This window comes from Betaproteobacteria bacterium, from assembly GCA_016713305.1.
In the GTDB taxonomy this organism is placed as follows: Bacteria; Pseudomonadota; Gammaproteobacteria; order Burkholderiales.
Genome location: JADJPK010000005.1, coordinates 364,289 through 388,175, shown reverse-complemented (window position 1 = coordinate 388,175; position 23,887 = coordinate 364,289). Strand labels below are relative to the sequence as shown.

Genomic DNA, 23,887 nt, shown 5'->3' with positions numbered 1-23,887 from the left:
TCAGCCCGCGCACCCGCCGAGGGTGACCTTGGTCTCCCGGCGGGTGAAGTAGTGCTTTCCGCCGGCCGTCACGACCACCCTGAGATGCGCCGACTCGGCCATCTTGATGCGTATCGCAACGAAGGGGTCCATCCCGGGGAGGACGTCGAACTGCGCGACGAGCGGCTGCGGGTTCTTTTCCGCGAACAGCATGATGCTGGAGGTTTCGGGCAGCCTGGATTCGATTTCGACGTGAACGAGCGCGCTGTTCTCGGCAATGTCCGGCGCACGCAGGACGATGGCGTCGGACTCGATGGCGTCCGCAACACCCGCGGCAGCCACGGCCTCGTCGATCGCCTTCGCGTCGAAGGCCGGCACGTTTCTCCCTGCGGCGAGCGACAGGATCGGATGCAACAGTGAGGATGTCGCCGAAAGAATCCAGGCCGCATTTCCCAGCAGCCGCCGGAGCGCCCTGCGGCGCCCGGCAAGCCGAAATCGTCCTTCCGTTTCAGAGTCCATGGATATATTGGGCGACCAGATCGATTTCTTTCTCGGTGAGGATGCGATGTCTGCCGTAGGGCGGCATGATCGTCGAAGGATTGAAACGTGAGGCATCCCATATCCGCTGACGCAGCACGCCTGGGTCCGGGTAGCGGATACGGACATCCTGCAACTTCGGCCCCATGGTGGCGGCGCTCACCGCGAGCGGGTCTCTGGGCATCTGGTGACACGCCAGACAGTTGCCCTTTTCCTGGTCGTGGGCGATCGCCCGGCCCGCGTCCACACTGTCTGCCCGGCCAGAGTCAGGACAGGCAAGCAGAACGCCCGCCGCGAAAGCGGCGACCCATCGACTCGACGCCATGTGGACTGTGCACCTCATGCAGTCTGGGACAGTGCCGCGTCCCCGCGGTTTCGTCAGTCCGGAGCGGCGCTTTCGCCCGCCGATTCCGGGGCCAGCCAGTGCCCGGACTTGCCGCCTCTCTTCTCGAGGAGGCGGATGTCCCCGATCTGCATGCCCCGATCCACGGCCTTGCACATGTCGTAGATGGTGAGCAGTCCGATGGACACTGCGGTCAGCGCCTCCATTTCCACACCGGTGCGCGCCAGACACTCGGCGGTCGCGATGCAATCCACGGCGGATTCCGCCTCCACGATCTCGAAATCGACGGCGACCCGGGTGAGTCCCACGGGGTGGCACAATGGAATGAGTTCGGATGTGCGCTTGGAGCCCTGGATGGCGGCGATCCGGGCCACGCCCAGGACATCGCCCTTGCGGGACGTGCCGGCCTGGATGCGTTCGAGGGTGGAAGGCAGCATCCGGATGCGGCCGCGGGCTCGCGCGATGCGATGGGTTTCGGCCTTCTCGCCGACGTCCACCATGTGGGCGCGGCCGCCGCTGTCGAAGTGGGTAAGATCGCTCACGAACCGGTGCGGGTGGAACACGAACTAAGAGACATGGAAACTATCATAGATCCTGCATGCGCGTCCTACTGACCACTGTTGCCCTCGCCGTTTCCCTGACCTGCGCCCAGGCCAATGAATTGCCTGAACTGGGCGATGCGTCCGCTGCCACGCTGTCTCCGGCTCAGGAACGTGCGATCGGCTACAACGTCATGCGGCAGATCCGTGCGTCCCCCGCCTACCTGGACGATGCGGAAATCAAGGACTACCTGGACGGGCTTGGCTATCGGCTGGTCGCGGTGAGTCCGGATTCCCGTCAGGACTTCTCGTTCTTCGCTCTGCTCGACAACGCAGTGAACGCCTTCGCACTGCCGGGAGGATTCATCGGTGTGCACTCGGCCCTGCTCCTGACTTCCCAGAGCGAATCGGAACTCGCGGCCGTTCTCTCCCACGAAATCGCGCACGTGACCCAGCGGCACATCGCAAGGCTCATCGCGGCACAGCAACGCCAGGGTCTCGCGTCCATGGCGGCGATCGCCGTGGCAATCCTGGCAGCCCGTTCCAATCCCCAGGCCGCGGCAGGCGCGATCGCGGCAGCCCAGGCACAGGCCCTTTCGAACCAGCTCGCCTTCACGCGCGACAACGAGCGGGAGGCCGACCGGGTCGGCGTGCAGATTCTCGAGCGGTCCGGGTTCGACCCCCATGCCATGCCCGTCTTCCTGGAGCGGCTCCAGAAGGCCACCAGGGTGCTCGAGTCCGGCGCCCCGGTCTATCTCAGAACTCACCCGGTCACCTATGAGCGGATTGCGGACGTCCAGAACCGCACTTACGCCTTGCCCTATCGCCAGGTGCCGGACAGCCTCGAGTTCCAATTGGTCCGTGCGAAGCTGCGCGCGATGCAGAAGGATTCGCAGCAGGCTGTCGCGTTCTTCGACGATCTTCTGGCGGACCGCAAGTATGCAAACGAAGCTGCCGCGCGATATGGACTGGTGGAATCGCTCCTGCGGCGGAAGAACGTCAAGCGAGCCACTGAGGAGCTGCGCACGTTGAAGGCACTCGGCGCCGCGCATCCGATGCTTGTCAGCCTCGACGCGCGGACCCAGCTCGCGGCCAAGAATCGCGACGCTGCCCTTGCCATCTATGCCCAGGGACTTGCCGACTACCCCACACGCCGCAGTCTCGTGTACGAGTACGCGGCGCTGCTCATCGATGCAGGCCGGGCGGCAGATGCCAACGTGATTCTGGAGAACCGGATGCAGAAGGATCCGGACGACGGCCGGCTCTACGAGCTGCAGGCCCGTGCGTATGGCTCGCTGGGCAATGCCATGTTGAAACACCGGTCCCTGGCCGAGGCCTATCTTTCCATCGGTCAGCTTCCCATGGCCATAGAGCAACTCCAGCTGGCCCTCAAGAACAGCGACGGCGACTTCTACAACGTGTCCAGCATCGAGGCGCGGCTGCGGGAGCTCCGCGCGCTCTCCGCCAAACAACCCTGACGACGGCCTCATCGGTAAGCTCGTGTCGCGCTGCCGGCGCGACGCGGGGACTCAGTCCTGCTGGAGTTCTTCTATAGAATGCCGTTACCGGTGCAGGTATCGCCTTCGCATCGGCCATGCTTGCGGACCGCCGGTATCGGAGCATCCGTTGGAGACGGATCGTCGACCCGGGCAGGGAATCCGAGGCTGCACAAGACACGGAATGGATCGCATCGGAAAATATCAGGTGGTCAAGGAGCTGGGCCGCGGTGCCACCAGCGAGGTCTACCTCGCCAAGGACCCGTTCGGTGACCGCCTCGTCGCCATCAAGCTCGTCAAGGCCGAGGTGCTCGGGGACAAGGACTACGGCCGCCGCTTCCAGCGTCTGTTTCTGACCGAGGCATCGCTTGCCGGGAAGCTGCAGCATCCACATATCGTCGGTATCTACGACGCCGTCGCGGACGAGGACGGCAGCTACATCGTGATGGAGTACGTGGACGGGTCCACGCTGGAGGAATTCTGCCGCGTCGACAACCTGCTGCCGATCCCGCGAATTCTCGAACTGGTCTTCAAGTGCAGCAAGGCGCTCGACTACGCGCACCGCCTGGGCATCATCCACCGCGACATCAAGCCTGCCAACATCCTCCTGGCCGCAGAGGGAGAGATCAAGATCTCCGATTTCGGCGCCGCCCTGTCGCTAGGCGCCGAAACCACGCAGGTGACGGGCGTGGGGTCCCCCGCTTACATGTCTCCCGAACAGGTGCGCGATCAGCAGCTCAATCACCAGACCGACATCTTCTCGCTGGGGGTCGTGCTGTACCAGTTGCTGACGGGGCGCCTGCCGTTCAAGGCCACCAACAATTTCAGCATGGTGTATCAGATCATCAACGTCGACCCGCCGCCGCCGTCCCTCCACCGGCCCGAAATCCCCACGGCAGTCGACTCCATCGTCAAGAAGGCACTGCAGAAGAGCGTGGAGAGGCGCTACGAGACCTGGAGCGACTTCTCAGCCGCGCTGGCCAGCGTTTTCAATCATCTTCAGCCGATGCCTGAACTCGTGCCCGAGACCGAGAAGTTCAACACCCTCCGCAATCTCTCGTTCTTCCACGGCTTCTCGGACATCGAACTGTGGCAGGTCGTGAGGATTTCCCATTGGTCGCGGCACGCCGGGGGGACTCCCGTGATTCGCGAGGGGGATGCCGGCCGTTCCTTCTTCATCCTCGCATCGGGCGAGGTGCAGGTGACCAAGCAGGGAAAGCTGCTTACGGTGCTGCAGGCGGGAGAGTGCTTCGGCGAGATGAGCTACCTGGGCACACGCGATTTCCAGCGTTCGGCGACCGTCACGGCGCTGACGGACATCACGCTGATCGAGATCACCGATGATGCGTTGGCCGAGTCGACGGAGTCCTGTCGCAACCGGTTCAATGCCGCCTTTCTGGAACTGCTGGTGAGCCGCCTCGAGGAGGCGAACATCCGGGTCTCCCAACTGCTGATGGAAAGGAACATCGCGGTACACTGAGGCCCGGAGTTCCGAATGCAGCCCCTCGCAAAGACCGTCATGAGCGAACAACCAGTACCGCACGATTTCGACCTGGATGCCCGGGGACTCAACTGTCCACTGCCGATCCTGCGAACCAAGAAGGCACTCAACACCATGACCTCCGGCCAGGTGCTGAAGGTCCTCGCCACGGACCCGGGTTCGGTCCGCGATTTTCAGGCATTCTGCAGGCAGACCGGCAACATGCTGCTGGATGCCAACGAGGCCTCGGGCGAGTTCAGTTTTCTGCTGCGCAAGAAATGAGCAACACCTCGCCGGAAGGTTCCCGCAGGCTTTCTCCGCTCGATCATCTGATCGTGTCCCTGGACCGCGGACTTCGGACGATCGCGGCTGCCGCGACTTCGGCGGGACCGCATCCGGATGATGACGTGGCGGAAGCGGACCTGTCCGACGCCGAAAGGCACCTCTCAGGTGCGCTGATGCGAGTGAATCACACGGGCGAAGTGTGTGCTCAGGCCCTCTATCAGGGCCAGGCCCTGACGGCTCGCGACGGGCACGTCCGCGCCCTGCTCGAGGCCGCCGCCCGGGAAGAGACCGATCACCTTGCGTGGACCGAGCGGCGCATCGACGAGACCGGGTCGCACAGGAGCGTGCTGAATCCGCTGTTCTACGCCGGATCCTTCGCGTTGGGAGCACTTTCCGGACTCGCCGGAGATCGATGGAATCTCGGTTTCCTGGCCGAGACGGAGCGGCAAGTGGAAGGGCACATCGAAGGTCACCTGGGACGGTTGCCGGCGGCCGACGCGAAGAGCCGGGCCATCCTGGAAAGAATGCGCCAGGACGAAGCGAGGCACGCCCGGACGGCACTGGACAACGGCGGAGAGCCGTTTCCGGCCCCGCTCAAGGTCGCGATGAAGCTTGCGTCCAGTGTCATGACGAGCACGGCCTTCAGGATCTAGGAAAGGTCTTCGCGTCGACCCCTCATTCCCGGGGAGCCCTCAGCCCTCAGCCCCCGGTCGCCGGGGCGTCGGACGTCTCCTGAATCTCGAAGTCGTGCGTGATTTCGGCGGTCTTGCCCAGCATGATCGAAGCAGAACAGTACTTGGTGGCCGACAGTTCGATCGCCCTCTCCACGGCTTCCCGGCGAATGTTCCGGCCCTTGACCACGAAATGCAGGTGAATGCGCGTGAACACCTTCGGATCCTCCGCCGCGCGCTGCGCATCCATCTCGACCGCGACATCCTCGATCTGCTGGCGTGACTTGCGCAGCATCGTCACGACGTCGTACGCGGTGCAGCCTCCCGCTCCTGCGAGCAGCGTTTCCATGGGACGCGGACCCAGATTGCGGCCGCCGCCCTCGGGTGATCCATCCATCACGATGGCGTGACTGCTCTCGGTCTCGCCGAGAAACGTGACGTTCTCCACCCACTTCACTCTCACCTTCATGACTGCTCCCAATACGGACCCAGGGACGCGATTGTAGTCAGTCTTCCGGAATCGGAAGTTGGGCCCGCCGCCCAATCAGTGGATGTCGCATCGCAGCATGACGCCCCTCCGCCGGAGTGCTGTCGGCTCGGGAAGGCGAGGTGGCCTTCTGAAAAATAGAGCCCATTATCAACGAATTACCTTACAAATTAGAGACTTTTCCAGGCGCCGCCGGTATACTCCCCGGTTGTCTGGCGCCGCGTCGATCCGGCGCTGCGCCAGACTCGGACAACAACATGATCGGACCGGACCCGCGAGCGGGCGAGGCCTTCGCTGAAACTTCGACAGCTAGGTGAACCATGGCGCAGAATTCAGCACCTGACAGCAGCAAGCGGCGACTACTACTGGGTGCCACCAGTGCAGTCGGTGCCGTCGGGGCGGTTTTCGTGGCAACCCCCTTCCTGACCAGCATGGCTCCGAGTGCGCGAGCCCGCGCAGCCGGTGCTCCCGTGGAAGTCGACATCTCCAAGCTCGAGCCGGGGATGATGATCACGGTGGAGTGGCGCGGACGACCGGTCTGGATCATCCATCGAACCAAGGAAATGATCGACGCCCTGCCCAAGGCCGTCGAGAAGGTGGCCGATCCCGAGTCGAATCAGCCGCAGCAGCCCGAGTACGCCAAGAACGCAACGCGCTCGCTGAAACCGGACATCGCGGTGATCGTGGGCATCTGTACGCACCTGGGCTGTTCTCCGACGGCCAAGATGAAGATCGGGCCCGAGAGCGACATGGGTGACGACTGGCCGGGCGGGTTCTATTGCCCTTGCCACGGGTCCAAGTTCGATCTCGCCGGCCGCGTCTTCAAGGGCATGCCTGCCCCGATCAACCTGGCCGTGCCGCCCCACACCTACCTGACCGACACTCGGCTTGTCGTCGGCCAAGACAAGAAAGGAGCGTGACCCCCATGAGCAAGACGGCCGCCCTGCTGCAGTGGATCGACGACCGCTTTCCTCTCACGTCGACCTACAAGGCGCACCTTTCCGAGTACTACGCCCCGAAGAACTTCAACTTCTGGTACTTCTTCGGTTCGCTCGCTCTGCTGGTGCTGGTGATCCAGATCCTCTCCGGGATCTTCCTCACGATGCACTACAAGCCCGACGCCAGCTCGGCGTTCGGATCGGTCGAATACATCATGCGGGACGTCCCCTGGGGATGGCTTGTCCGATACATCCACTCGACCGGCGCCTCGATGTTCTTCGTCGTGGTGTACCTCCACATGTTCCGCGGACTGCTGTACGGCTCCTATCGCAAGCCGCGCGAACTCATCTGGATCTTCGGGATGCTGATCTACCTCTGTCTCATGGCAGAGGCGTTCTTCGGTTATCTGCTTCCCTGGGGCCAGATGTCGTACTGGGGTGCGCAAGTCATCGTGAACCTCTTCGGCGCCGTTCCGTTCGTGGGTGAGGACCTCGCCGTGTGGATCCGGGGCGACTACGTCGTCTCCGACGCCACGCTGAACCGGTTCTTCGCGTTCCATGTGATTGCCATTCCGCTGGTTCTGCTGGGACTGGTGGCGGCTCACCTGGTGGCGCTGCATGAAGTGGGGTCCAACAACCCCGACGGTGTGGAGATCAAGAAGAAGAAGGACCCCAAGACCGGCATTCCGCTCGACGGCATCCCGTTCCACCCGTACTACACGGTCAAGGACATCGTGGGAGTGGTCGTCTTCCTGATGGTATTCAGTATCATCGTCTTCTTCCTGCCCGAGGTCGGCGGATACTTCCTGGAAGACAACAACTTCATCCCGGCCGACCCGATGAAGACGCCGCCGCACATCGCCCCGGTGTGGTACTTCACGCCGTATTACGCGATGCTTCGCGCCGTCCCGTCCATGTTCGGTGCGCAGTTCCCGGGCGTGGTGGTGATGGGCGCAGCGGTCGTGATCTTATTCCTTCTACCGTGGCTCGACCGCGGCAAGGTGAAATCGATCCGCTACCGCGGGCCGAAATTCAAGGCCGCTCTGGTCGTCTTCTCGGTCAGCTTCGTCGTCCTCGGCTGGCTGGGCGTGAATCCCACGGACTTCCTCGGCAAGGTCGGATCCTCGGACCTCGACACGGCCACGCTGCTGGCGCGCATCTTCACCGTCGTCTACTTCCTCTTCTTCCTTGCGATGCCCTGGTACACCGCCAGCGACAAGGAGAAGCCCGAACCCGATCGCGTGACGGGGTAAGCCATGAAAGCACTAAGAACACTGCTCGTCGGTTTTCTCTCGCTGGTGCCCGTACTGCCTGCAGCCGCTGCGGATCACGCGGTGCTCGACAAGGCACCCATCGACAACAAGGACGTTTCTTCGCTGCAGCGCGGCGCCAAGCTGTTCGTGAACTACTGCCTCAACTGCCACTCGGCCGCCTACATGCGCTACAACCGCCTGGGCGACCTCGGGCTGAGCGAGGAGCAGATCAAGGACAACCTGATGTTCGCGTCGGAAAAGGTGGGCGACCAGATGGTCGTCGGGATGAACGGCAAGGAAGCCGCGAAGTGGTTCGGCGCGCAACCTCCGGATCTTTCCGTGATCGCGCGGTCGCGCGGCGCCGACTGGCTGTACACCTATCTGCGCACGTTCTACCGCGACGAGACCCGCCCCACGGGGTGGAACAACGTGACGTTCCCCAATGTCGGCATGCCCCACGTCCTGTGGGAGTTGCAGGGCCAGCAGGAGTTGCAGCACGAAGGTGGCGATCAGAAGACGGAGCACGGCGCACACGCGGCGCCCAAGCTTGTCCTCGCTCAGCCAGGTTCCCTCGGATCCAAGGAATACGACGCGGCGGTCGCAGACCTCGTGAACTATCTCGTGTTCCAGGGCGAACCTGCACGCGCCAAGCGTGTTCAGATCGGCATCATGACCCTGCTCTTCCTCGGCATCCTGTTCATTCCGGCATATGCGTTGAAGAAGGACTACTGGAAGGACGTTCACTGAACGCAAGCCCTGGGAGAAGCCCCCGATGATGACCCTCTATTCCGGAACCACCTGCCCCTTCAGCCAGCGATGCCGCATCGTGCTGTACGAGAAGGGCATGGATTTCCAGATCCACGACGTGGATCTGTTCAACAAGCCGGAAGACCTGGCGGTGATGAATCCGTACAACCGGACACCCGTACTGGTGGAGCGCGACCTCATCCTGTACGAGTCGAACATCATCAACGAGTACATCGATGACCGCTTCCCGCACCCGCAGCTCATGCCGGCCGATCCCGTCATGCGCGCCCGGGCGCGGCTGTTCCTCTTCCGGTTCGAGAACGAGCTGTTCTGCAACATCGAGCCACTCGAAAAGGGCAACCAGAAGCAGGCCGACAAGGCCCGTCAGGCGGTCCGCGACAGCCTGACGCAGATTGCACCCGTGTTCGCGAAGCAGAAGTTCATGCTGGGCGACGAATACTCGATGCTGGACGTCGCCATCGCTCCGCTGCTGTGGCGGCTGGACTACTACGGTATCCAGGTCCCCAAACAGGCCGCGCCGCTGCTCAAGTACGCAGAGCGCCTGTTCAGCCGGCCGGCGTTCATCGAGGCGCTCACGCCTGCCGAGAAGGTGATGCGCAAGTGAAGACGACGTCGACCACCCCGTATCTCATCCGTGCGATATACGAGTGGTGTGTCGACAGCGGCTTCACGCCCTACCTCGCCGTGCGCGCGTCCGAGCGCACGAAAGTGCCCTTGGAATACGTGCGCAACGGCGAGATCGTCCTGAATGTCAGTGCAGATGCCACACGCGATCTGACCATAGGCAACGAACTCATCCAGTTCTCCGCCCGCTTCAACGGCGTGTCGCAGGAAATCACCGTTCCGGTGGATGCGGTCGCAGGTATCTTCGCGAAAGAGAACGGCCAGGGTCTGGCGTTCCCTGAACCTGCCGCAGAACTTCAACCGCCCGACGAGGCAACTCAAGCAGACGAGCCCCTCCGGACGATCGGCCCACTCCTCCATCGAGCGGGCGTCCGAAACTGCAGGTCGTGAAGTAGACCTGAAGTGGCCGCAAACTCGGCCGCTATAATCCTGCGCCATCGGGCCGCTTTAGCTCAGTCGGTAGAGCAACCGCCTTGTAAGCGGTAGGTCATCCGTTCGATTCGGATAAGCGGCACCATATAGATCAATAATTTACGCAACAACATCGGGCGCATTCTCTTAGCCCATTTATATCCGGATACCATTTCGGATACCTCCATTGGGAATCCGTTCTATCAGTCCGACGGTGGACGGGTGTATTCGTGCGGACCGCGAAGGCGAGCGCGGTGGTCGCGGCATCGGAGGTGCCGGATGCTCGAAGCCTAGACGCGACATGTATCCCATTCTCGATCTTCCTGTGGCCTCCCGGCTCGACACCGAACAGCTGGGCAGCAAACCCAAGTTTTGGGTTCAGTTAGATAACGACAAATGGTTGTTTAAAGAAGCCCGGTTCAAAACGGGTGAAGATTGGGCCGAAAAGGCGGGAGCGGAGATTGCCCGCGCGGTGGGTATTTCGGCAGCAGACGTGGAACTCGCGGCGTTCGAAGAAAAGAGAGGTTCGATCTCGCGTAACTTCATTTCCGTCGCCCGCGGGGAGGCGCTTGTGCACGGGAATGAAATACTGCGCTTCGGGTCACCGGATACGATAAAAATAAGAGGTTTCGCCAACAAGACCATACGCTGGAGAACATTGAACGAGCTATTCGTGAACTCTTCCCTGACACCGCCACCGAAATTCTTACGCAACTCGCGAGTTACTTAGTGCTTGACGGGCTCATAGGAAAATACGGACCGCCATCACGAAAATTGGGGGCTACGAATGTGCGTTGACTCTGCAAACAAATCTTGGAAACTCAGCGTAGCGCCGAGCTTTGACCACGCGTCGTCGTTAGGTCGGGAACTCCTTGACGTGACACGCTTGAAGAAGCTAGAGGACGACTCCGTCGGGATTTACGTTATGCGGGGCCGAGGCGGCATTTTTAGGAACGCTACCGATGCCCACGGGGAGAATCCTCTTCGTCTAGTTCAGTTGGCTGCGCGAGCGTATCCTTCATATTTCATGCCGGCGCTCAAGAGAGTCGCAGATTTGCCAGATGCAGAGGTTTGCCGAATCTTTTCTCGCCTCCCCTCGGAAAGGGCCTCCAATGCATCAAAGGCTTTTGCCCAACAAGCGGTCCTCTTCTCTAAGGCTGCACTTACGGAAATTCTGAGATGAGCCCCTCTTTGTCGCTTGGCAAGCAGCGGATTCCAGCCGCGCCTGGTTTCCGATTGGTCGTTTGGATGCATCCCCCGCAGAACAGGAGTATGTGTTTCGTTATACGCGCGGCGCGCTCCGTGCACGTGATATTGCCGGATTTGTGCCGCTAATCTCCTTTCCTCGTTTCGACCAGCGTTACGAATCAAGCGAGCTTTTTCCACTTTTCAAGAATCGAGTTCTTGATCCAGCTCGTAAGGATTTTGTGGAGTATTTAAATTGGCTTTCCCTCGATCCGTCCAAAGCCGATCCCATCGAGATCCTTAGCCTTACGGGCGGTGAGAGGCAAACTGATAGTCTAGAAGTGTTTCCTAAGGTAAATCGACTACCAGATGGAACATTCTCCTGTCGGTTCTTCTTGCATGGCTTACGCCACGTCACTACGGCTGCTCAGGAGCGGGCGAAGATGCTTGAAGTAGGCGAACGACTCCAAGTCGCCATTGAGGTAAACAACCCGGCGACAAGGCAAGCCGTACAACTTCAATCTAGGGACTGCCATTTGCTCGGGTGGGCGCCACGTTATCTCGTCTCAGACCTATGCAAAGCCATCTCCGAACAATCGGCGGTAGATGCCATCGTGACTAAGATTAATCAGATTAACGCTCCATTAGCCCGACGTATCTTGAGTTGCGCTTGTAATTCTGGGACAACCCTCATGAGGCGCGTCTCGTTAGAAGAAGTGGGTCTAGTCGCGCCAGACAGACTCACTTCTCTTGAGGTTGGTAAAGGCAAGACTGTTGACTTCCCGCTGCTCGGGAATCAATCGTCGGAGCGCCCTTAGTAATTCGTGGTGCGACCCTTTGTATCCCCGACGTGCCGACCGGGGCCTTCCCTTCCGTCCTGGGCCCCGTCGACTTCTCCCACGGCCTCCACTGCCGGATTAGTTCCGCCCGCAATGCTCGGTGCTCGGGTGTCCTGACGTAGCTCATTCGTACATCCTGATAGTTGGTTTTGCGGATTTTTGTTTTTCCGCGCGTGCGCGCCTGCGCGCGTATTGCTCCGGGAATCGACCCCGTTGTTTACCTGCTGCGGTCCGTTCGCGATGTTGGCTTGCTGGACGAACGCCACCGGCTTCGGGTGCTTGAGTTCTCCGAGGGCTTCGACCGTCGCCCGTGCCTGTGACTGCGCCTTGAAGGCGAGTCGCAGATAGGTCTCTGTGGCATCGATGTGCTCGCCCATGTTCAGAATCGCGCGGCGCGTCAGGACACCGAAAAGGGCATCGAGGGTGCTCGCTTGCGTCGCAAGCATTCCCTCCAACCGCCCTAGATCGCCGTCGCAGACCTGCTGTGCCTGTTGCGCTAATGCGTCTGCCAGGGCCTGCAGGTCCAGATCGCCCATTTCCCGCGCGTTGGCCTGTTTCAGCGTGAACGCAGCTTGGAGACTCGGACGGAGCACCGTCAGGGCCTTTGCATCTTCGGGCTTCATCTCGCCCGCGCCGACCACTACCAGCCCGGCAGCGGCTTTCTTTCCCTTCGGTTTGTCGGCCTTCATGCGTCCCCCACTTGCGTTGGACCGGGCGAACGACGCTTCGCCGTTCGGTCCGCAGCGCCGGAACGGCTTTCGGAAGCGGGGAGCGGCACCTCTGCTGCCAAGGCTCGAAAGCACCGGATAGCCTCGACCGGCTTCGCCACAGCGTTCCTGAGCGCTTCGACCGTCTCTTCGGCGGAAAAGCCCCGCGCCGCACCCACACGCTTCACCAAGACCGCGAGATCAAGTCCGCCGGACGCTTCCGGCGTTGGCGGATGCGGCTGGAGCGCCTGCAGGAGCGTCGCCTTGTGGTCACGAATGAGGCCCGTGTCTTGTCGGTGATCCGCTCTTTCGGATGAACGATCAGGGAACCGCCGGAAGCGGATACTTGCAGTCCTTCGGCGCGGAGGATCCGCAGGATTTCGGTCGGATGCATCAGATCACCTCCGCGTCCGCCGGAAGGCAGTCACCGACCGATCCCGAAGGCGACAGCGAAGGGGACGAAGTCGACGAAGGCGACAGGCATTTTGTAGTGTCGTCTTCGTCATCTTCGTGGCGAATTGTCGCCTTCGTGGCACCGTAGAACCCCCAGCGCCACGGACCTTTCATCCCGTCCTTTCGGGTTTCTGCGCCGAGCTTCCGGGCCACTCGCTGGACGGTGCGCCATCCATGTCCGGCCCCCTCTGCATCCTTGCGAAACTCGTTCGACGTAATAGGCCCGTCCGCCAGACAATCGCGAACGAAGCGCTCCGTGTCATTCGATGACAAGCCGCTGTCTTCGTCGTCCGGTTCTGCCAGCAGTTCACGGGCAGAGCCTTGGACGGTCTCCCCCCAAAGAATGCGGGACGCGAACACGCCCGGGGATGCCTGCGTCTGCTCCAGTGAATAGGTGAATCCTCCGGAGTCAGGCCCGATGTTCGACTTCAATTTGACAAAGAGCCGCTCTTCTTGCCCCTCCCCGTCGCGCTTGGTAGCCGCGCCCATGACAACCCGTGCCACGGCACCGAAGGCAAGGGACCCGGACACCCGCTCCAAGGGATCACGGCCCGCCGTGCCCTTCGAGAAATGAGCGATCCCGAGAATCGCCACACCGGTTTCTGCCGCGATATCGGCCAGCGGCTGGAGCGCCAAGCGGGTCTCAGCGTTCCGGTGACTATCGAAGGCGCCGAGGGCCGAAATGATCGGATCGACGATCAGCAGGCGAACGCCGTTGTCCCGAATCTTATCCACCAACAAAGCGCCATCATCCCGTGCGTTGAAGACTTTCCGCGGCGTGCCGTCCCAAACGCCGGACAGAAACCGGATGCGCCCCATGTCTGCACCGGCCGCGAGCAGGCGAGGGGCCAGCGTATCGCCAGGGTCGTCCTCATAGGACGCGATTACCGCCGTTCCAGCCGCAACGCGTGACCCATCCGGCCAGCAGCCTCCAAAGCTCAAGGTGGCCGCAAGCTGCATGGCAATGGTCGTCTTCCCCGTCACCGGTGCGCCCGCCAGGATGTGCAGCTTCCCTGCCGCAAGCCAGTCCTTCCAGAGCCATTGAATCGGCTCCGGCTTCACGTCCTCACCGTTGAGAAGGATCAGCCCGCGCCCGCCCGGTGAAGCGGCGCGTTCGGCCGGTCGAGTGGCAAGAGCCTTGTCCACGCACGCCCGAACGGCATCCGCGCCGCGTTGGCGCATCAGGTCGTTAAAGTCAGTGTCCTTCTCGCCACGATCCGGCCCAAACTCAGGCACGGCAACGACACCTCCGACCGCGAGCGCCGCCGACTTGGCTTTGGTGAGTCCGGGATTGCCCGTGGTCCGGTGGTCATCGTCCGCGCAGATCACGAACCGCAACTCGGGGTACTTGCTCCGCAGGGCAGACGCCACCGCTTCGAGGTTCCCGGCGTTGAAGGCGACCGCTACGGCGTGCCCGGTCGCCTCATGAAGACTCGCGCCAGTTGCGAGCCCTTCGGCCAGCAACAGAACGCCGTCCGGCGTACCGATGCTGTGGTAGCAGCCGGAGACGTACCCATGGCGCATGAATACCTTCTGTGTTCCATCCGCGTTGATGAACTGCAGCGAGTGCATTGCTCCCGTCGCGTCGCGCACCGGCACGACAAGGTTCCCCTTGTGAACTCGCACGCCATAGGGCCGAATTCCCTTTTTCAGGAGGTAAGGGTGATCCGCCGAGTGGGACCGGCAGCGTTCCAGATGTCTGACGCACGGTCCCGTGCTTCCGCGTGGCGCCTACTCTCCTCTTCGGCCCGCGTGCGCTGTAACGCCACTCGGCGCGCTCTATGGGCTGATTGTTCGGCCTTCGTCAGTTGGCGCCCAATGTCTGCGCGCCAGTTCTCCGTCACACCAGTGCGCCAGCAGCCGAACGCGCCCGCTGGGATGCCGTCTCCATGCAGGATGTACCAACCGGCATCGTCTCGCGCGTTTCCGTTCGGGGCGAAGCGATGGAGCTTTCCGTCGTCAAGAATGCGCTCTGGCGGATTGAGTCCTGCCGCCCGAATGGCGTCGGCAAATTCGTCGAGATGGTCCGTCATCATGGCGCCACCTGCCCATGCAAATGCTCTCCGGGGATTGCGTAGCGGCGCGCACGAAGCCGGGTCTCGGACAAATGAGATTCCCTGATCGTGACCCACTGGCAGCGGATCGGGAGTTCGTCCCGAAGCAAGGCAATCGCGCCCATTGCTGCGGCCCTTTGGGATTCGCAAAACTGGATCAAGCAGACAGACTCGCCCGACAAGAGCCGGGCCTTGATGGTCTCCGACAACTCAGCCACACTTACGCCTGTAGTCTGCTTTGTTGAGTTCTCGCTTTGGACGCCGCGCCCCCGCGCGGCGTTTTGTTTCTTGGGTACCGGTTGCATGTTGTTCCTCCGGTCAGGACGCACGGCGCGACGAGGCGACCCGCTCGTCTATCCATGCTGCGACTTCGTCCGAAGGCCACGCAACGGCGCGCTCACCGATAGATACGCCCCGAGGAAACCGACCCTCTGCGATGTGCGCATAAAGTGCGCTGCGGAAAGGCCCGTCTGTTCGAGCACGGCCCTAATACGAAGAAAGCGACGTACTGCCGGTGCGGAATTGGGGAACTGCTTCGGGGAATGACTTACTGCCATGCGGCTTCTCCTGGGTCTTGGGCCAGTGATCCGCACTTGGACTTCTTTGGCCGCGACCGAGCGAACGAGGTAGTCGGATCACGGTTTCGAATTATCTAGATCGAGTTCGGAACGTCCAGCAAGTCACGCCGGGAAAAAGGTAAACGTAGACGTACACTTTTCCCTGCGTCGCTCTTCACTTCTGCTGTACACGAGACCGGCTAGCGCCCCGGTTTCTTTGTCTTGCTTTTCTCGTTCGGGGTACCGCCCTTCTTTCTTGCGTCCTTCTTCTCTTGAACCGCCTGTCTTGCGTAGTTAGCCTTAGCTATTCGAGAGATGGTCTCGTTTCGGTCCTCTCTCTGTGCAGTCTTGGGATCCCGAAGCCACTCCTCCAAGAGGAGAAGATTCCTTGGGTTGTCGGCCATGAGCCGAGCGTCTCGGACTGCGCACCATACAAAGTTGAATTCCGCGTGTTGTTGAGGCGACTTGAGTCGGGCGGCCCCGCGTGATGTCGCCTCACTCATTGGCCCCGCGTAGTAATCCCGAAAGATCCGCCTCAAGCGGGAAATCGTCTCCAGAAGGGCGAGCTTCTTGGGCGCACCCTTCGAAGAGATGTTGGCAAACTTCGCTTCTAGCCTCACTGACGTATCGGCGAGCGTTGCTAGGGTCCGGTCGATTTCATAGACGTCCACTTCGCAGGCCGCAAACTGGTCGCGGTAGTATTGCGATAGCCCTGTCAGCTTATTGAGCAAGGCGAGCGAATCTCTCGCTAGACCCTCGTAGACCGTTTTGTAGTCCGAAGCACGGGGAATCTTGTCCAGGTGCTCGGCTCCGTTGACGCCGAGTCCCAAGGCGGCTTCCACTTCCAGAATCATCTGTCCTGCCTTGGACTTCTCTCGCGCACCTTCGACAATGACACCTCGGACCAGAACCACAGGTTCACCTGGACGCGTGGAAACGACAGCAGCGTCGGGCATCTGATGTGCCAGCGACTCTTCCAAAAGGTCTATGTGCCCATAGCCGACGATTCGGAGAAGCTCTTCTTTCGCCTTCTCCGACAATGGAACCGGACGAGCGATGAAAGTGGGCTGAGCTTGACTAGGCGTTATGCGCGGCACGACAAAGTCTCCCGCAGTAGACAGTCAGCGCAGGTTCACTGACTAACCTGTGACGAATCGGTCAAGCGATCTTTGCCGGGATTTCGGTCGCCGTTGCACGAATCGAGATGACTTGAGCGCCCCCGGATCGCAGCGCTGTGATATGGCTAGAGACCCGCTCCCACGCATCCGCCATTTCCGCCCCGTAGTCATACCCGTCGTAAACGCGGCGCATCGTCTCGGTCTCAAGATGATTGAGGCAAAGTTCGGCAATGTGCGGCTGAACACCGAGCCGGGACAGCATCGTCCGGAACGTCTTGCGCAAATCATGGGGACGAAGAGCCTTGCCCCCTTTTTGGGTAACGCGAGGAGCGAGTCGCCGAAGAGCACGAGCAACGGCCATTTTCTCCAAGGCTGCGCCCTCGTAACCGGGAAAGAGGTAATCGCCGGATTCGCGAGGCAGTTCGAACGCGACTCTTACAATCTCTATGGCGCGCGGCGACAGATGCACTTGGAAAGCCCGGTCGGATTTGACTCGCTCGCTTGGCAGAGTCCAAGTCCGGGCTTCGAGATCAATTTCGGACCGAGTCGCGAGACGAACCTCACCGGGCCGCGCGCCAGTCAGTAGCTGAAACTCGACGGCGTACCGAGTCGACGGCCATAGCCGCGAGGAGTCCAAGGTCCGCAGCAACGCCAGAACCTCCGCATCGTTTGCGGCATTCGGCTCGGCAGCACGGTAGGGCGAGGGTTCTCCATGCCTTGCATGGGATCAACCCCCGGAGATGTAGCCCCGCTTTATGGCGAACCGGATCAGCCCTCGAAGGGTGCGGTAAACCATCGCTGCGGCACCGGGCGCCCGTCGGGTTCGCGCGGCGTCGACGCATCCTCTAAGAGCCGTTCCCGTGACGGTCGCAATCTTCGATTCGCCGATTCGGCTTCCTATGTCGGCATCGTAATTCTGCTGGAGTATCTCGATGGTCCGCTCACGGACAGGCAAGCCGCGCTTCCTCGGACTGCCTAAGCGCTTGTCCGCGATCCATTCTTGGAAGACTTGGGCGACGGTCGGCATCGCGAGCTTGGCTTTGCGAGTCTGCCGCGCAGTGATAACGGGGTGATCGGCTTCGCCTTTCTTGGCCGCCTCGTGAACCGCTTCATGCCGGAGGAGTTCTTCCCGTGCTTTGGCGAGGCCGACCGCTGGAAAGGCACCGAGAGAAAGCCAACGCCGCGCACCGGCAACCTGAACACGGTATTGCCACTGCATGGCGACCGTGCCGTCCTTGCGTTGCCGGAGGAAGAGGTACAGCCCACGCTCCACCAGCTTTCGTTGCTCGGTCTTGCCTTCCTCCGGCTTCCAGCCCCGAAGGCTCGAATCGGTCAGTTTCTTGACGGTTGCCACGGCTGGACAGGTTCCCGGATACCACGATGGATACCACTTTATCCGGATAGCTCAGGACTGTCTAGGACTAGAATGGCTTACCGACGAATATTTATCAATACTTTACGAGAGTTCTCGGACCACCGTGGATACCATGCGGAACGCCTTGTAAGCGGTAGGTCATCCGTTCGATTCGGATAAGCGGCACCATCCCTGCCTTCGGCCGGAGCCCTGTACGTTCGCGTGCAGCGAGGGTCATGACGGTCGTTCGCGATACTGGCCCGCAGCGGAAACCGCCACCGCGAATCGAAGGCTGCCCGGCGCCATTCGCCGTACGCCCTCCTGTCATTCGCCTGTTCTGGCACAAGGCGCTCCCGACGGCATGGGGCCACATCGTCGGGCCCTACATGATCAACCCCGTCGGCGTCTGCCCCTGGGAGATTCCAAAGCGATAGATGGTCTTGCGCGCCTTGCCCCTCACAGCCGGAAGAGGCGCCACCGGGCAGGGCGGCTCCCTCGTACCGTCGGGCCGCAAGGTGACGTCATCCGCCACCTCCTTCCAGATGCCGCCGTGCACGGGGCGGAAAAGCCACATCAGGTAACCGCGCCGGGCGGCGACGGAAACCAGTTCGTCCGCATCCGGCGCGTCGGCGACGACCACGTCGTTGCCGTTGACGCCCCAGGGGAATGATCCGAATGCCTTGAGGCAGTCGACAGCCTCACGCGTGTCTGCACCGGGTCTCATGCAGGAAGGCGCCTCGGCGCGGGAGACATCCCATGCGCCCAGTTCCCATCCCGCTTCCAGCGCGGCGAGGTCGAGCGCGCAAATGTCGTCCCACGGTTCGTTCAACTGCAGGGCAGAACTGGGCAACGGCGTGTAGCCGATCGCCGCGGCCGACGGGTCGTCCGTGAGTTTCTCGTGAACGAAGCCATGCCAGTGAAGAGTGAGAATCACCGGAGTATCCGGGCAGGGCACTGCGGCCACGGTGATGGCGACGAGCGGCAGACGCGTGGCCTGCATCTGGGACTCGATACTGTCCAGCAACTGCATGTCTCTCCCTCCTGAAGCAAGGAAACATGGCAACGAACCGGTCACTGCCCCTTCTCTTGCAAATCGAATGCCCGGCGCTGGGAAACCCTGTATCCGCTCGTGGGGTTGGCCGGCGCGGCCCCTGGTCGACAACGGTTCGACCGATCGCGCATCATTCAGGGGCGTAGAACGGCAGCGCGCACGAATTCTTCGCAGCGGAATCGAAGAAATGGATTTGCCGCCGTTTCGCAGCCGGCACGCGCGAGTGCTGACACCAGGAGGATTCGCAGGACATGCAGATACGCTTTCTCGGCGCCGCCGGAGAAGTCACGGGATCGTGCTTTCACGTCTTCACGTCCTCGTGCCAGTTCCTGGTCGATTGCGGCATGTTTCAGGGCGGCGGCGAGACCGACCGCAAGAATCGCGATGCGCTGGATTTCGACGTCCGCGAACTGGACTTCGTTCTCCTCACGCACGCCCACATCGACCATTCGGGACTGATTCCCCGCCTGACGATGCTGGGCTATCGGGGCCCGATCTACTGCACGGCGGCGACCGCCGATCTCCTGGGCGTGATGCTCCCTGACAGCGGCCACATCCAGGAGAAGGAGCTCGAGTGGGAGACCAAGCACCGCCGGCGCGAAAAGCGCCGCGGCGAAGTCGAGGTCGCTCCCTGTACACGGTGACTCAGGCCTACGCCTCGCTCAAGCGGCTCAAACGCGTCCAGTACGACGAGGAATTCGCGCCGCACGCGAAGGTCCGCGCCCGGATGCGCGATGCCGGTCACATTCTCGGCTCGGCGTTCATCGAAGTATGGGTCGAGGAAGGCAGCAGGACCCGCAAGATGGTGTTCTCCGGCGACATCGGCCAGCCGGGTCATCCCCTGATGCGCGATCCGCAAAGCGTCGAGGACGCGGACGTGCTGGTGATGGAGTCCACCTACGGCAACCGCCTGCACAAGGGCATGCCGCAGACGCTGGACGAGCTGTCTGCGGCCGTCACCGAGACGCTGTCGCAGCGCGGTGGAAACGTCGTCATTCCCGCGTTCGCCGTCGGCCGCACGCAGGACATCGTGTATCTCCTGCTGCAGCTCTACCGGGAGAAGCGCGTGCCGGAAATGCAGATCTACGTGGACTCGCCGATGGCGCTGGCGGCCACCGAGATCACGCTCAAGCACATGGGTGTGCTGGAACCGGAGGCCACCGAGACGATGGCTTGGCTGCGTGGCAGCGGCGGAACGCCCGGCGTGCACTTCGTGCAGGAAGTGGAGGAGTCCATCGCCCTCAACAGGGTCCGTTCAGGCGCGGTGATCATCTCCGCGAGCGGCATGTGCGAGGCAGGGCGGATCAAGTACCACCTGCGCCAGAACCTTCCCCGTCCGGAATGCGGAATCGTCATCGTGGGCTTTCAAGCGGGCGGCACCTTGGGAAGGCGGCTGGTCGACGGCGCGCAGACCGTGCGCCTCTTCGGTGAGGAAGTGGCGGTCAGGGCGAAGATCCACACCATCGGCGGCCTTTCCGCGCACGCCGATCAGGCCGCTCTGATCGGCTGGCTGCGCGGCATCCGCCGCGAACCGGAGCACACGTTCCTCGTCCATGGTGAACGGTCGACGCGCGAGATCTTCGCGGACACTCTTCGATCGCAGCTGGGCTGGTTGTGCCTCACGTTACCCGAGATCGGCGATACGTTCGATGCGTAGTGCCGAGCGCCGCCCCTGCGACCGGGGGGTCGGGCGAATCGCAGCCTCGTTGTCTCGATTTCGTCAGCTCGCGTGCGCAGTCGCGATGGCGGCGGTGGCTCTGGTGCCCACGGTCAGTCAGGGGCAGGACACGCTGCCTGCGCCGGTGCGCGCTGCGCTCAAGAGCGCAGGGGTTCCGGACACGGCGCTGGGTGTCGCAGTCATCGAACCTGGCGGACGTCCGGTCCTCATGCACAACGCGCAGCAGCCGATGAACCCCGCCTCGGTCATGAAGGTTGTCACCACCTACGCTGCGCTGGACATCCTGGGACCGGCCTACACCTGGCGCACCGACGCGTATGCGGACGGGCCGGTGCAGGCGGGCAGACTCAACGGAAACCTCGTCTTGAAGGGAGGCGGCGATCCGCGGCTCACGATGGAGAACCTGTGGATGCTGCTGCGCGATCTCCGGGCCCGGGGCCTGCGCGACATCTCCGGCGATCTCGTCATCGATCGCTCGTACTTCCAGATCGACGACATCGACCCCGGGCAGTTCGATGGCGAACCGACGCGTCCCTACAACGCGGGCGCGGACGCGTTCCTGCTCAACTTCCGGGCCGTGCGACTCACCTTCGTTCCCGATCCGCAGCGGCGCACCATACGCATCCTTCCGGAGCCGCCGCTGCCGGAATTCGGCATCGTCAATCGCCTGGACGTCAACGACGGCCCGTGCGACTCGTGGCCCGAAAAGCCGGTCGCGGATCTCGTCCGCCACACCCTCACCTTCGAGGGGAACTATCCACTTTCGTGTGGGGAGAAGACACGGCACTTCATGCTGCTTCCCCCGCTGGACTATGCGCGCGGCCTGTTCGATCACCTGTGGCGCGGACTGGGCGGCAGCTTCTCGGGGCGGGCACGCTACGACGTACTGCCGTCGGGAGCACAGTGGCTGGGTGCCATCGATTCCGCCCCACTCGCGGAGATCGTCCGTGACATCAACAAGAACAGCAACAACGTGATGGCGCGGCAGGTGTTCCTGACCCTGGGTTCATCGGTGTCGGTACCGGCGATGGCCGACAAGGCGCGGGAAGCGGTAGTCCGCTGGCTGGACGTCAAAGGCATACCCGCGCCGGAGCTCAACCTGGAGAACGGCTCCGGACTGTCGCGCACGGAGCAGATCGCTCCCGTCACGCTTGCGCGGTTGCTCGAGAATGCGTGGCTGAGCCCCCTCGCTGCAGAGTTCGTTTCGTCCCTGCCGCTCGCAGGCGTGGACGGTACGCTCAAGCGGCGTCTGGCGGGAACCTCCGTGGCGGGCCGCGCGCACCTGAAGACAGGCTATCTGGACACGGTCCGTGGCATTGCCGGATATGTCCATGGCGCCGACGGACGTGTGCTGGTCGTGGTGAGCCTCATCAATCACCCCAGAGCACGGGATGCCGTTGGCGTACAGGAAGCCGTCGTCGCCTGGGCACTGGACGCCGTCAACCAGCGGCGCTGCTGCATTGGCATGCAACGTGCAACCCCGAAGTCCCAGTCCGAAAGCCGCACCCCGCCCTGACGCGGGCTTTCCTGGCGTGCCATACAGCCTCAGCGAACCGCTTCGCGCCGCACGGCGGCGCACCCCTGTCGAACCACCGCGACATGCCGCAGTAGCCCGGCGTGTCGGCCAACCGTTGGTGTGGAGGAATTCCTGATGTCCCAGTTGCAAGTCGTCATCCTGGCGGCCGGAAAAGGCACGCGCATGAAGAGCGCGCTGCCGAAGGTCCTGCATCGGTTGGCAGGCAAGCCCCTGCTGGGTCACGTCGTCGATGCGGCGAAAGCGCTGGCTGCGGAGAGGATTGTGGTCGTATATGGCCACGGCGGAGAAGCGGTGCCCGCCGCGTTCCACGAGTCAGGCGCGAGTTTCGTGCTGCAGGAACCCCAGCTCGGGACAGGTGACGCTGTACGTAAGGCCCTGCCCGCCCTCGCCGATCACGGCGTGACGCTCGTGCTCTACGGCGACGTGCCGCTGACGCGGGTATCCACGATCCAACGCGTCTGCGATGCCGCCAAGGATGCCTTGTGCGTCCTCACCGTCGAGCTGGAAGACCCCACGGGCTACGGGCGCATCGTGCGTGACGGAACTGGCGCCGTGCAGGCGATCGTCGAAGAGAAGGATGCCGGCGAGGCGATCCGCAGCATCCGCGAGATCAACACGGGCATCATCGCCCTGCCCAGCGCCTGGCTCAGGGAATGGGTCAGCGCGCTGCGCAACGACAACGCGCAGGGCGAGTATTACCTCACCGACGTCATCGGCATGGCCGCGCGCGAAGGCAAACCCATTCGCACCGCGCGACCGGATACCGAATGGGAAGTGGCGGGCGTGAACAGCCGCGAACAGCTCGCCCAGCTCGAGCGCGTGCGCCAGCAGGAGATTGCCGTCACCCTCATGACGAACGGCGTCACGCTGGCTGACCCCGCACGCATCGACGTGCGCGGCGAGCTCCAGTGCGCTCGCGATGTGATCATCGACGTGGGCTGCGTCTTCGAGGGCAAGGTGAGCATCGGCGAAGGCGCGGAGATCGGCCCCTATTGCGTCATCAAGGACACCGCGATCGCGGCTGGCAGCAAGGTCCAGGCGTATTCGCACTTCGAAGGCGCACAGGTCGGCGAAGCCGCGCGCATCGGCCCGTTCGCGCGGCTGCGTCCCGGGGCAGCTCTCGCGCGCGACGTGCACATCGGCAACTTCGTGGAAGTGAAGGCCAGCTCGCTCGGCGATGGGTCGAAGGCCAATCACCTCGCCTACATCGGAGACAGCGAAATCGGGCGGAACGTGAACGTGGGCGCAGGCACGATCACCTGCAACTACGACGGTGCCAACAAGTACAAGACCATCATCGAAGACGATGTCTTCATCGGCAGCGACACGCAGCTCGTAGCGCCGGTGCGCGTGGGCAAGGGCGCGACGCTCGGCGCCGGGACGACGCTCACGAAGGACGCCCCTCCCGGCGAGCTCACGATCTCGCGTGCCAAGCAGACGACGATCGCCGGATGGAAGCGCCCGGTGAAGGGCGCGAAGAAGTAGTCACCCTTTCCGGACGACCGGCGCCCGGTGCGCCTCGATCAACACTTTTTCGGTAGTC

The 23,887-nt window shown here is 62.4% G+C and carries 22 protein-coding genes, 1 tRNA gene and 3 pseudogenes; 15 read left to right on the top strand and 11 right to left on the bottom strand.

The genetic code is table 11. The annotated features are described in order from the left end of the window. The 3 genes from soxY to moaC are packed head-to-tail and all read right to left on the bottom strand — an operon-like array spanning position 1 to position 1,401. Positions 1–498: a thiosulfate oxidation carrier protein SoxY gene (soxY, locus tag IPK20_06730; GenBank protein MBK8016436.1), complete on the bottom strand. Its 498-nt coding sequence runs from the start codon at positions 496–498 to the stop codon at positions 1–3. After that, positions 488–841 (bottom strand): sulfur oxidation c-type cytochrome SoxX, encoded by a 354-nt coding sequence (gene soxX / locus IPK20_06725; protein ID MBK8016435.1) that lies wholly within the window; start codon positions 839–841, stop codon positions 488–490. The genes soxY and soxX overlap by 11 nt, the downstream gene beginning before the upstream one ends. A gap of 53 nt (positions 842–894) precedes the next feature. Further along, the gene (moaC, locus tag IPK20_06720; GenBank protein ID MBK8016434.1) at positions 895–1,401 is read right to left on the bottom strand and encodes a cyclic pyranopterin monophosphate synthase MoaC; all 507 of its coding nucleotides are present in this window, start codon (positions 1,399–1,401) and stop codon (positions 895–897) included. A gap of 56 nt (positions 1,402–1,457) precedes the next feature. Here moaC and IPK20_06715 point away from each other — a divergent pair, with 56 nt between their 5' ends. The 4 genes from IPK20_06715 to coq7 all read left to right on the top strand — a co-directional run bounded on the left by IPK20_06715 (position 1,458) and on the right by coq7 (position 5,312). Next, a complete protein-coding gene (locus IPK20_06715; GenBank protein ID MBK8016433.1) occupies positions 1,458–2,876 on the top strand; it encodes a M48 family metallopeptidase in 1,419 nt (472 codons plus the stop codon). Positions 2,877–3,078: 202 nt separating this feature from the next. Then, complete coding sequence (locus IPK20_06710) at positions 3,079–4,374, top strand: protein kinase (protein ID MBK8016432.1); 1,296 nt, start codon at positions 3,079–3,081, stop codon at positions 4,372–4,374. A gap of 39 nt (positions 4,375–4,413) precedes the next feature. After that, positions 4,414–4,656 carry a sulfurtransferase TusA family protein gene (locus tag IPK20_06705; protein MBK8016431.1) on the top strand — a complete coding sequence of 81 codons (243 nt, stop codon included), beginning with the start codon at positions 4,414–4,416 and terminating at the stop codon, positions 4,654–4,656. Further along, positions 4,653–5,312, top strand: coding sequence for a 2-polyprenyl-3-methyl-6-methoxy-1,4-benzoquinone monooxygenase (gene coq7 / locus IPK20_06700; protein MBK8016430.1), 660 nt, complete (start codon positions 4,653–4,655; stop codon positions 5,310–5,312). Before IPK20_06705 ends, coq7 begins: the two co-directional genes overlap by 4 nt. A 46-nt stretch (positions 5,313–5,358) precedes the next feature. Here coq7 and IPK20_06695 read toward each other — a convergent pair whose 3' ends face one another. Next, positions 5,359–5,799, bottom strand: coding sequence for an OsmC family protein (locus IPK20_06695; GenBank protein ID MBK8016429.1), 441 nt, complete (start codon positions 5,797–5,799; stop codon positions 5,359–5,361). Between the two features lie 338 nt (positions 5,800–6,137). Between IPK20_06695 and petA the strand changes: the two genes are divergently transcribed. The 8 genes from petA to IPK20_06655 all read left to right on the top strand — a co-directional run bounded on the left by petA (position 6,138) and on the right by IPK20_06655 (position 11,814). After that, complete coding sequence (gene petA, locus IPK20_06690; protein ID MBK8016428.1) at positions 6,138–6,737, top strand: ubiquinol-cytochrome c reductase iron-sulfur subunit; 600 nt, start codon at positions 6,138–6,140, stop codon at positions 6,735–6,737. Between the two features lie 5 nt (positions 6,738–6,742). Further along, on the top strand, positions 6,743–8,008 hold the full coding sequence (locus tag IPK20_06685; GenBank protein ID MBK8016427.1) for a cytochrome bc complex cytochrome b subunit: 1,266 nt from the start codon (positions 6,743–6,745) through the stop codon (positions 8,006–8,008). Between the two features lie 3 nt (positions 8,009–8,011). Further along, the gene (locus IPK20_06680) at positions 8,012–8,755 is read left to right on the top strand and encodes a cytochrome c1 (protein ID MBK8016426.1); all 744 of its coding nucleotides are present in this window, start codon (positions 8,012–8,014) and stop codon (positions 8,753–8,755) included. Between the two features lie 25 nt (positions 8,756–8,780). Further along, the gene (locus IPK20_06675; GenBank protein MBK8016425.1) at positions 8,781–9,380 is read left to right on the top strand and encodes a glutathione S-transferase N-terminal domain-containing protein; all 600 of its coding nucleotides are present in this window, start codon (positions 8,781–8,783) and stop codon (positions 9,378–9,380) included. Beyond that, positions 9,377–9,790 carry a ClpXP protease specificity-enhancing factor gene (locus IPK20_06670; GenBank protein ID MBK8016424.1) on the top strand — a complete coding sequence of 138 codons (414 nt, stop codon included), beginning with the start codon at positions 9,377–9,379 and terminating at the stop codon, positions 9,788–9,790. The genes IPK20_06675 and IPK20_06670 overlap by 4 nt, the downstream gene beginning before the upstream one ends. Positions 9,791–9,841: 51 nt before the next feature. Next, positions 9,842–9,917 (top strand) — tRNA-Thr (locus tag IPK20_06665). Positions 9,918–10,112: 195 nt separating this feature from the next. Next, positions 10,113–10,541, top strand: coding sequence for a hypothetical protein (locus tag IPK20_06660; protein MBK8016423.1), 429 nt, complete (start codon positions 10,113–10,115; stop codon positions 10,539–10,541). A gap of 514 nt (positions 10,542–11,055) precedes the next feature. After that, entirely contained in the window at positions 11,056–11,814 is a 759-nt protein-coding gene (locus IPK20_06655) for an HIRAN domain-containing protein (protein ID MBK8016422.1), read from the top strand. Here the strand turns inward: IPK20_06655 and IPK20_06650 are convergent. The 7 genes and pseudogenes from IPK20_06650 to IPK20_06620 form a co-directional block, all read right to left on the bottom strand. Beyond that, positions 11,811–12,524 carry a hypothetical protein gene (locus IPK20_06650; protein ID MBK8016421.1) on the bottom strand — a complete coding sequence of 238 codons (714 nt, stop codon included), beginning with the start codon at positions 12,522–12,524 and terminating at the stop codon, positions 11,811–11,813. The two genes, IPK20_06655 and IPK20_06650, sit on opposite strands and share 4 nt — an antisense overlap. Positions 12,525–14,141: 1,617 nt before the next feature. After that, positions 14,142–15,028: pseudogene (locus IPK20_06645) on the bottom strand (toprim domain-containing protein). A 339-nt stretch (positions 15,029–15,367) separates the two neighbouring features. Continuing rightward, positions 15,368–15,606 (bottom strand): annotated as a pseudogene (locus IPK20_06640) (AlpA family phage regulatory protein). Between the two features lie 200 nt (positions 15,607–15,806). Further along, positions 15,807–16,703, bottom strand: a complete 897-nt coding sequence (locus tag IPK20_06635; GenBank protein MBK8016420.1) for a hypothetical protein — start codon at positions 16,701–16,703, stop codon at positions 15,807–15,809. A gap of 61 nt (positions 16,704–16,764) precedes the next feature. Next, entirely contained in the window at positions 16,765–17,373 is a 609-nt protein-coding gene (locus tag IPK20_06630; GenBank protein MBK8016419.1) for a site-specific integrase, read from the bottom strand. A 78-nt stretch (positions 17,374–17,451) separates the two neighbouring features. Beyond that, the gene (locus tag IPK20_06625) at positions 17,452–18,078 is read right to left on the bottom strand and encodes a DUF4102 domain-containing protein (protein MBK8016418.1); all 627 of its coding nucleotides are present in this window, start codon (positions 18,076–18,078) and stop codon (positions 17,452–17,454) included. Between the two features lie 382 nt (positions 18,079–18,460). After that, positions 18,461–19,108 (bottom strand): diguanylate cyclase, encoded by a 648-nt coding sequence (locus tag IPK20_06620; protein ID MBK8016417.1) that lies wholly within the window; start codon positions 19,106–19,108, stop codon positions 18,461–18,463. A gap of 272 nt (positions 19,109–19,380) precedes the next feature. Between IPK20_06620 and IPK20_06615 the strand changes: the two are divergent. The 3 genes and pseudogenes from IPK20_06615 to glmU all read left to right on the top strand — a co-directional run bounded on the left by IPK20_06615 (position 19,381) and on the right by glmU (position 23,829). Then, positions 19,381–20,786 (top strand): annotated as a pseudogene (locus tag IPK20_06615) (MBL fold metallo-hydrolase). A 133-nt stretch (positions 20,787–20,919) separates the two neighbouring features. After that, entirely contained in the window at positions 20,920–22,323 is a 1,404-nt protein-coding gene (gene dacB / locus IPK20_06610) for a D-alanyl-D-alanine carboxypeptidase/D-alanyl-D-alanine-endopeptidase (GenBank protein ID MBK8016416.1), read from the top strand. A 144-nt stretch (positions 22,324–22,467) separates the two neighbouring features. Further along, positions 22,468–23,829: a bifunctional UDP-N-acetylglucosamine diphosphorylase/glucosamine-1-phosphate N-acetyltransferase GlmU gene (glmU, locus tag IPK20_06605; protein ID MBK8016415.1), complete on the top strand. Its 1,362-nt coding sequence runs from the start codon at positions 22,468–22,470 to the stop codon at positions 23,827–23,829. The last annotated feature ends 58 nt before the right edge of the window (positions 23,830–23,887 follow it).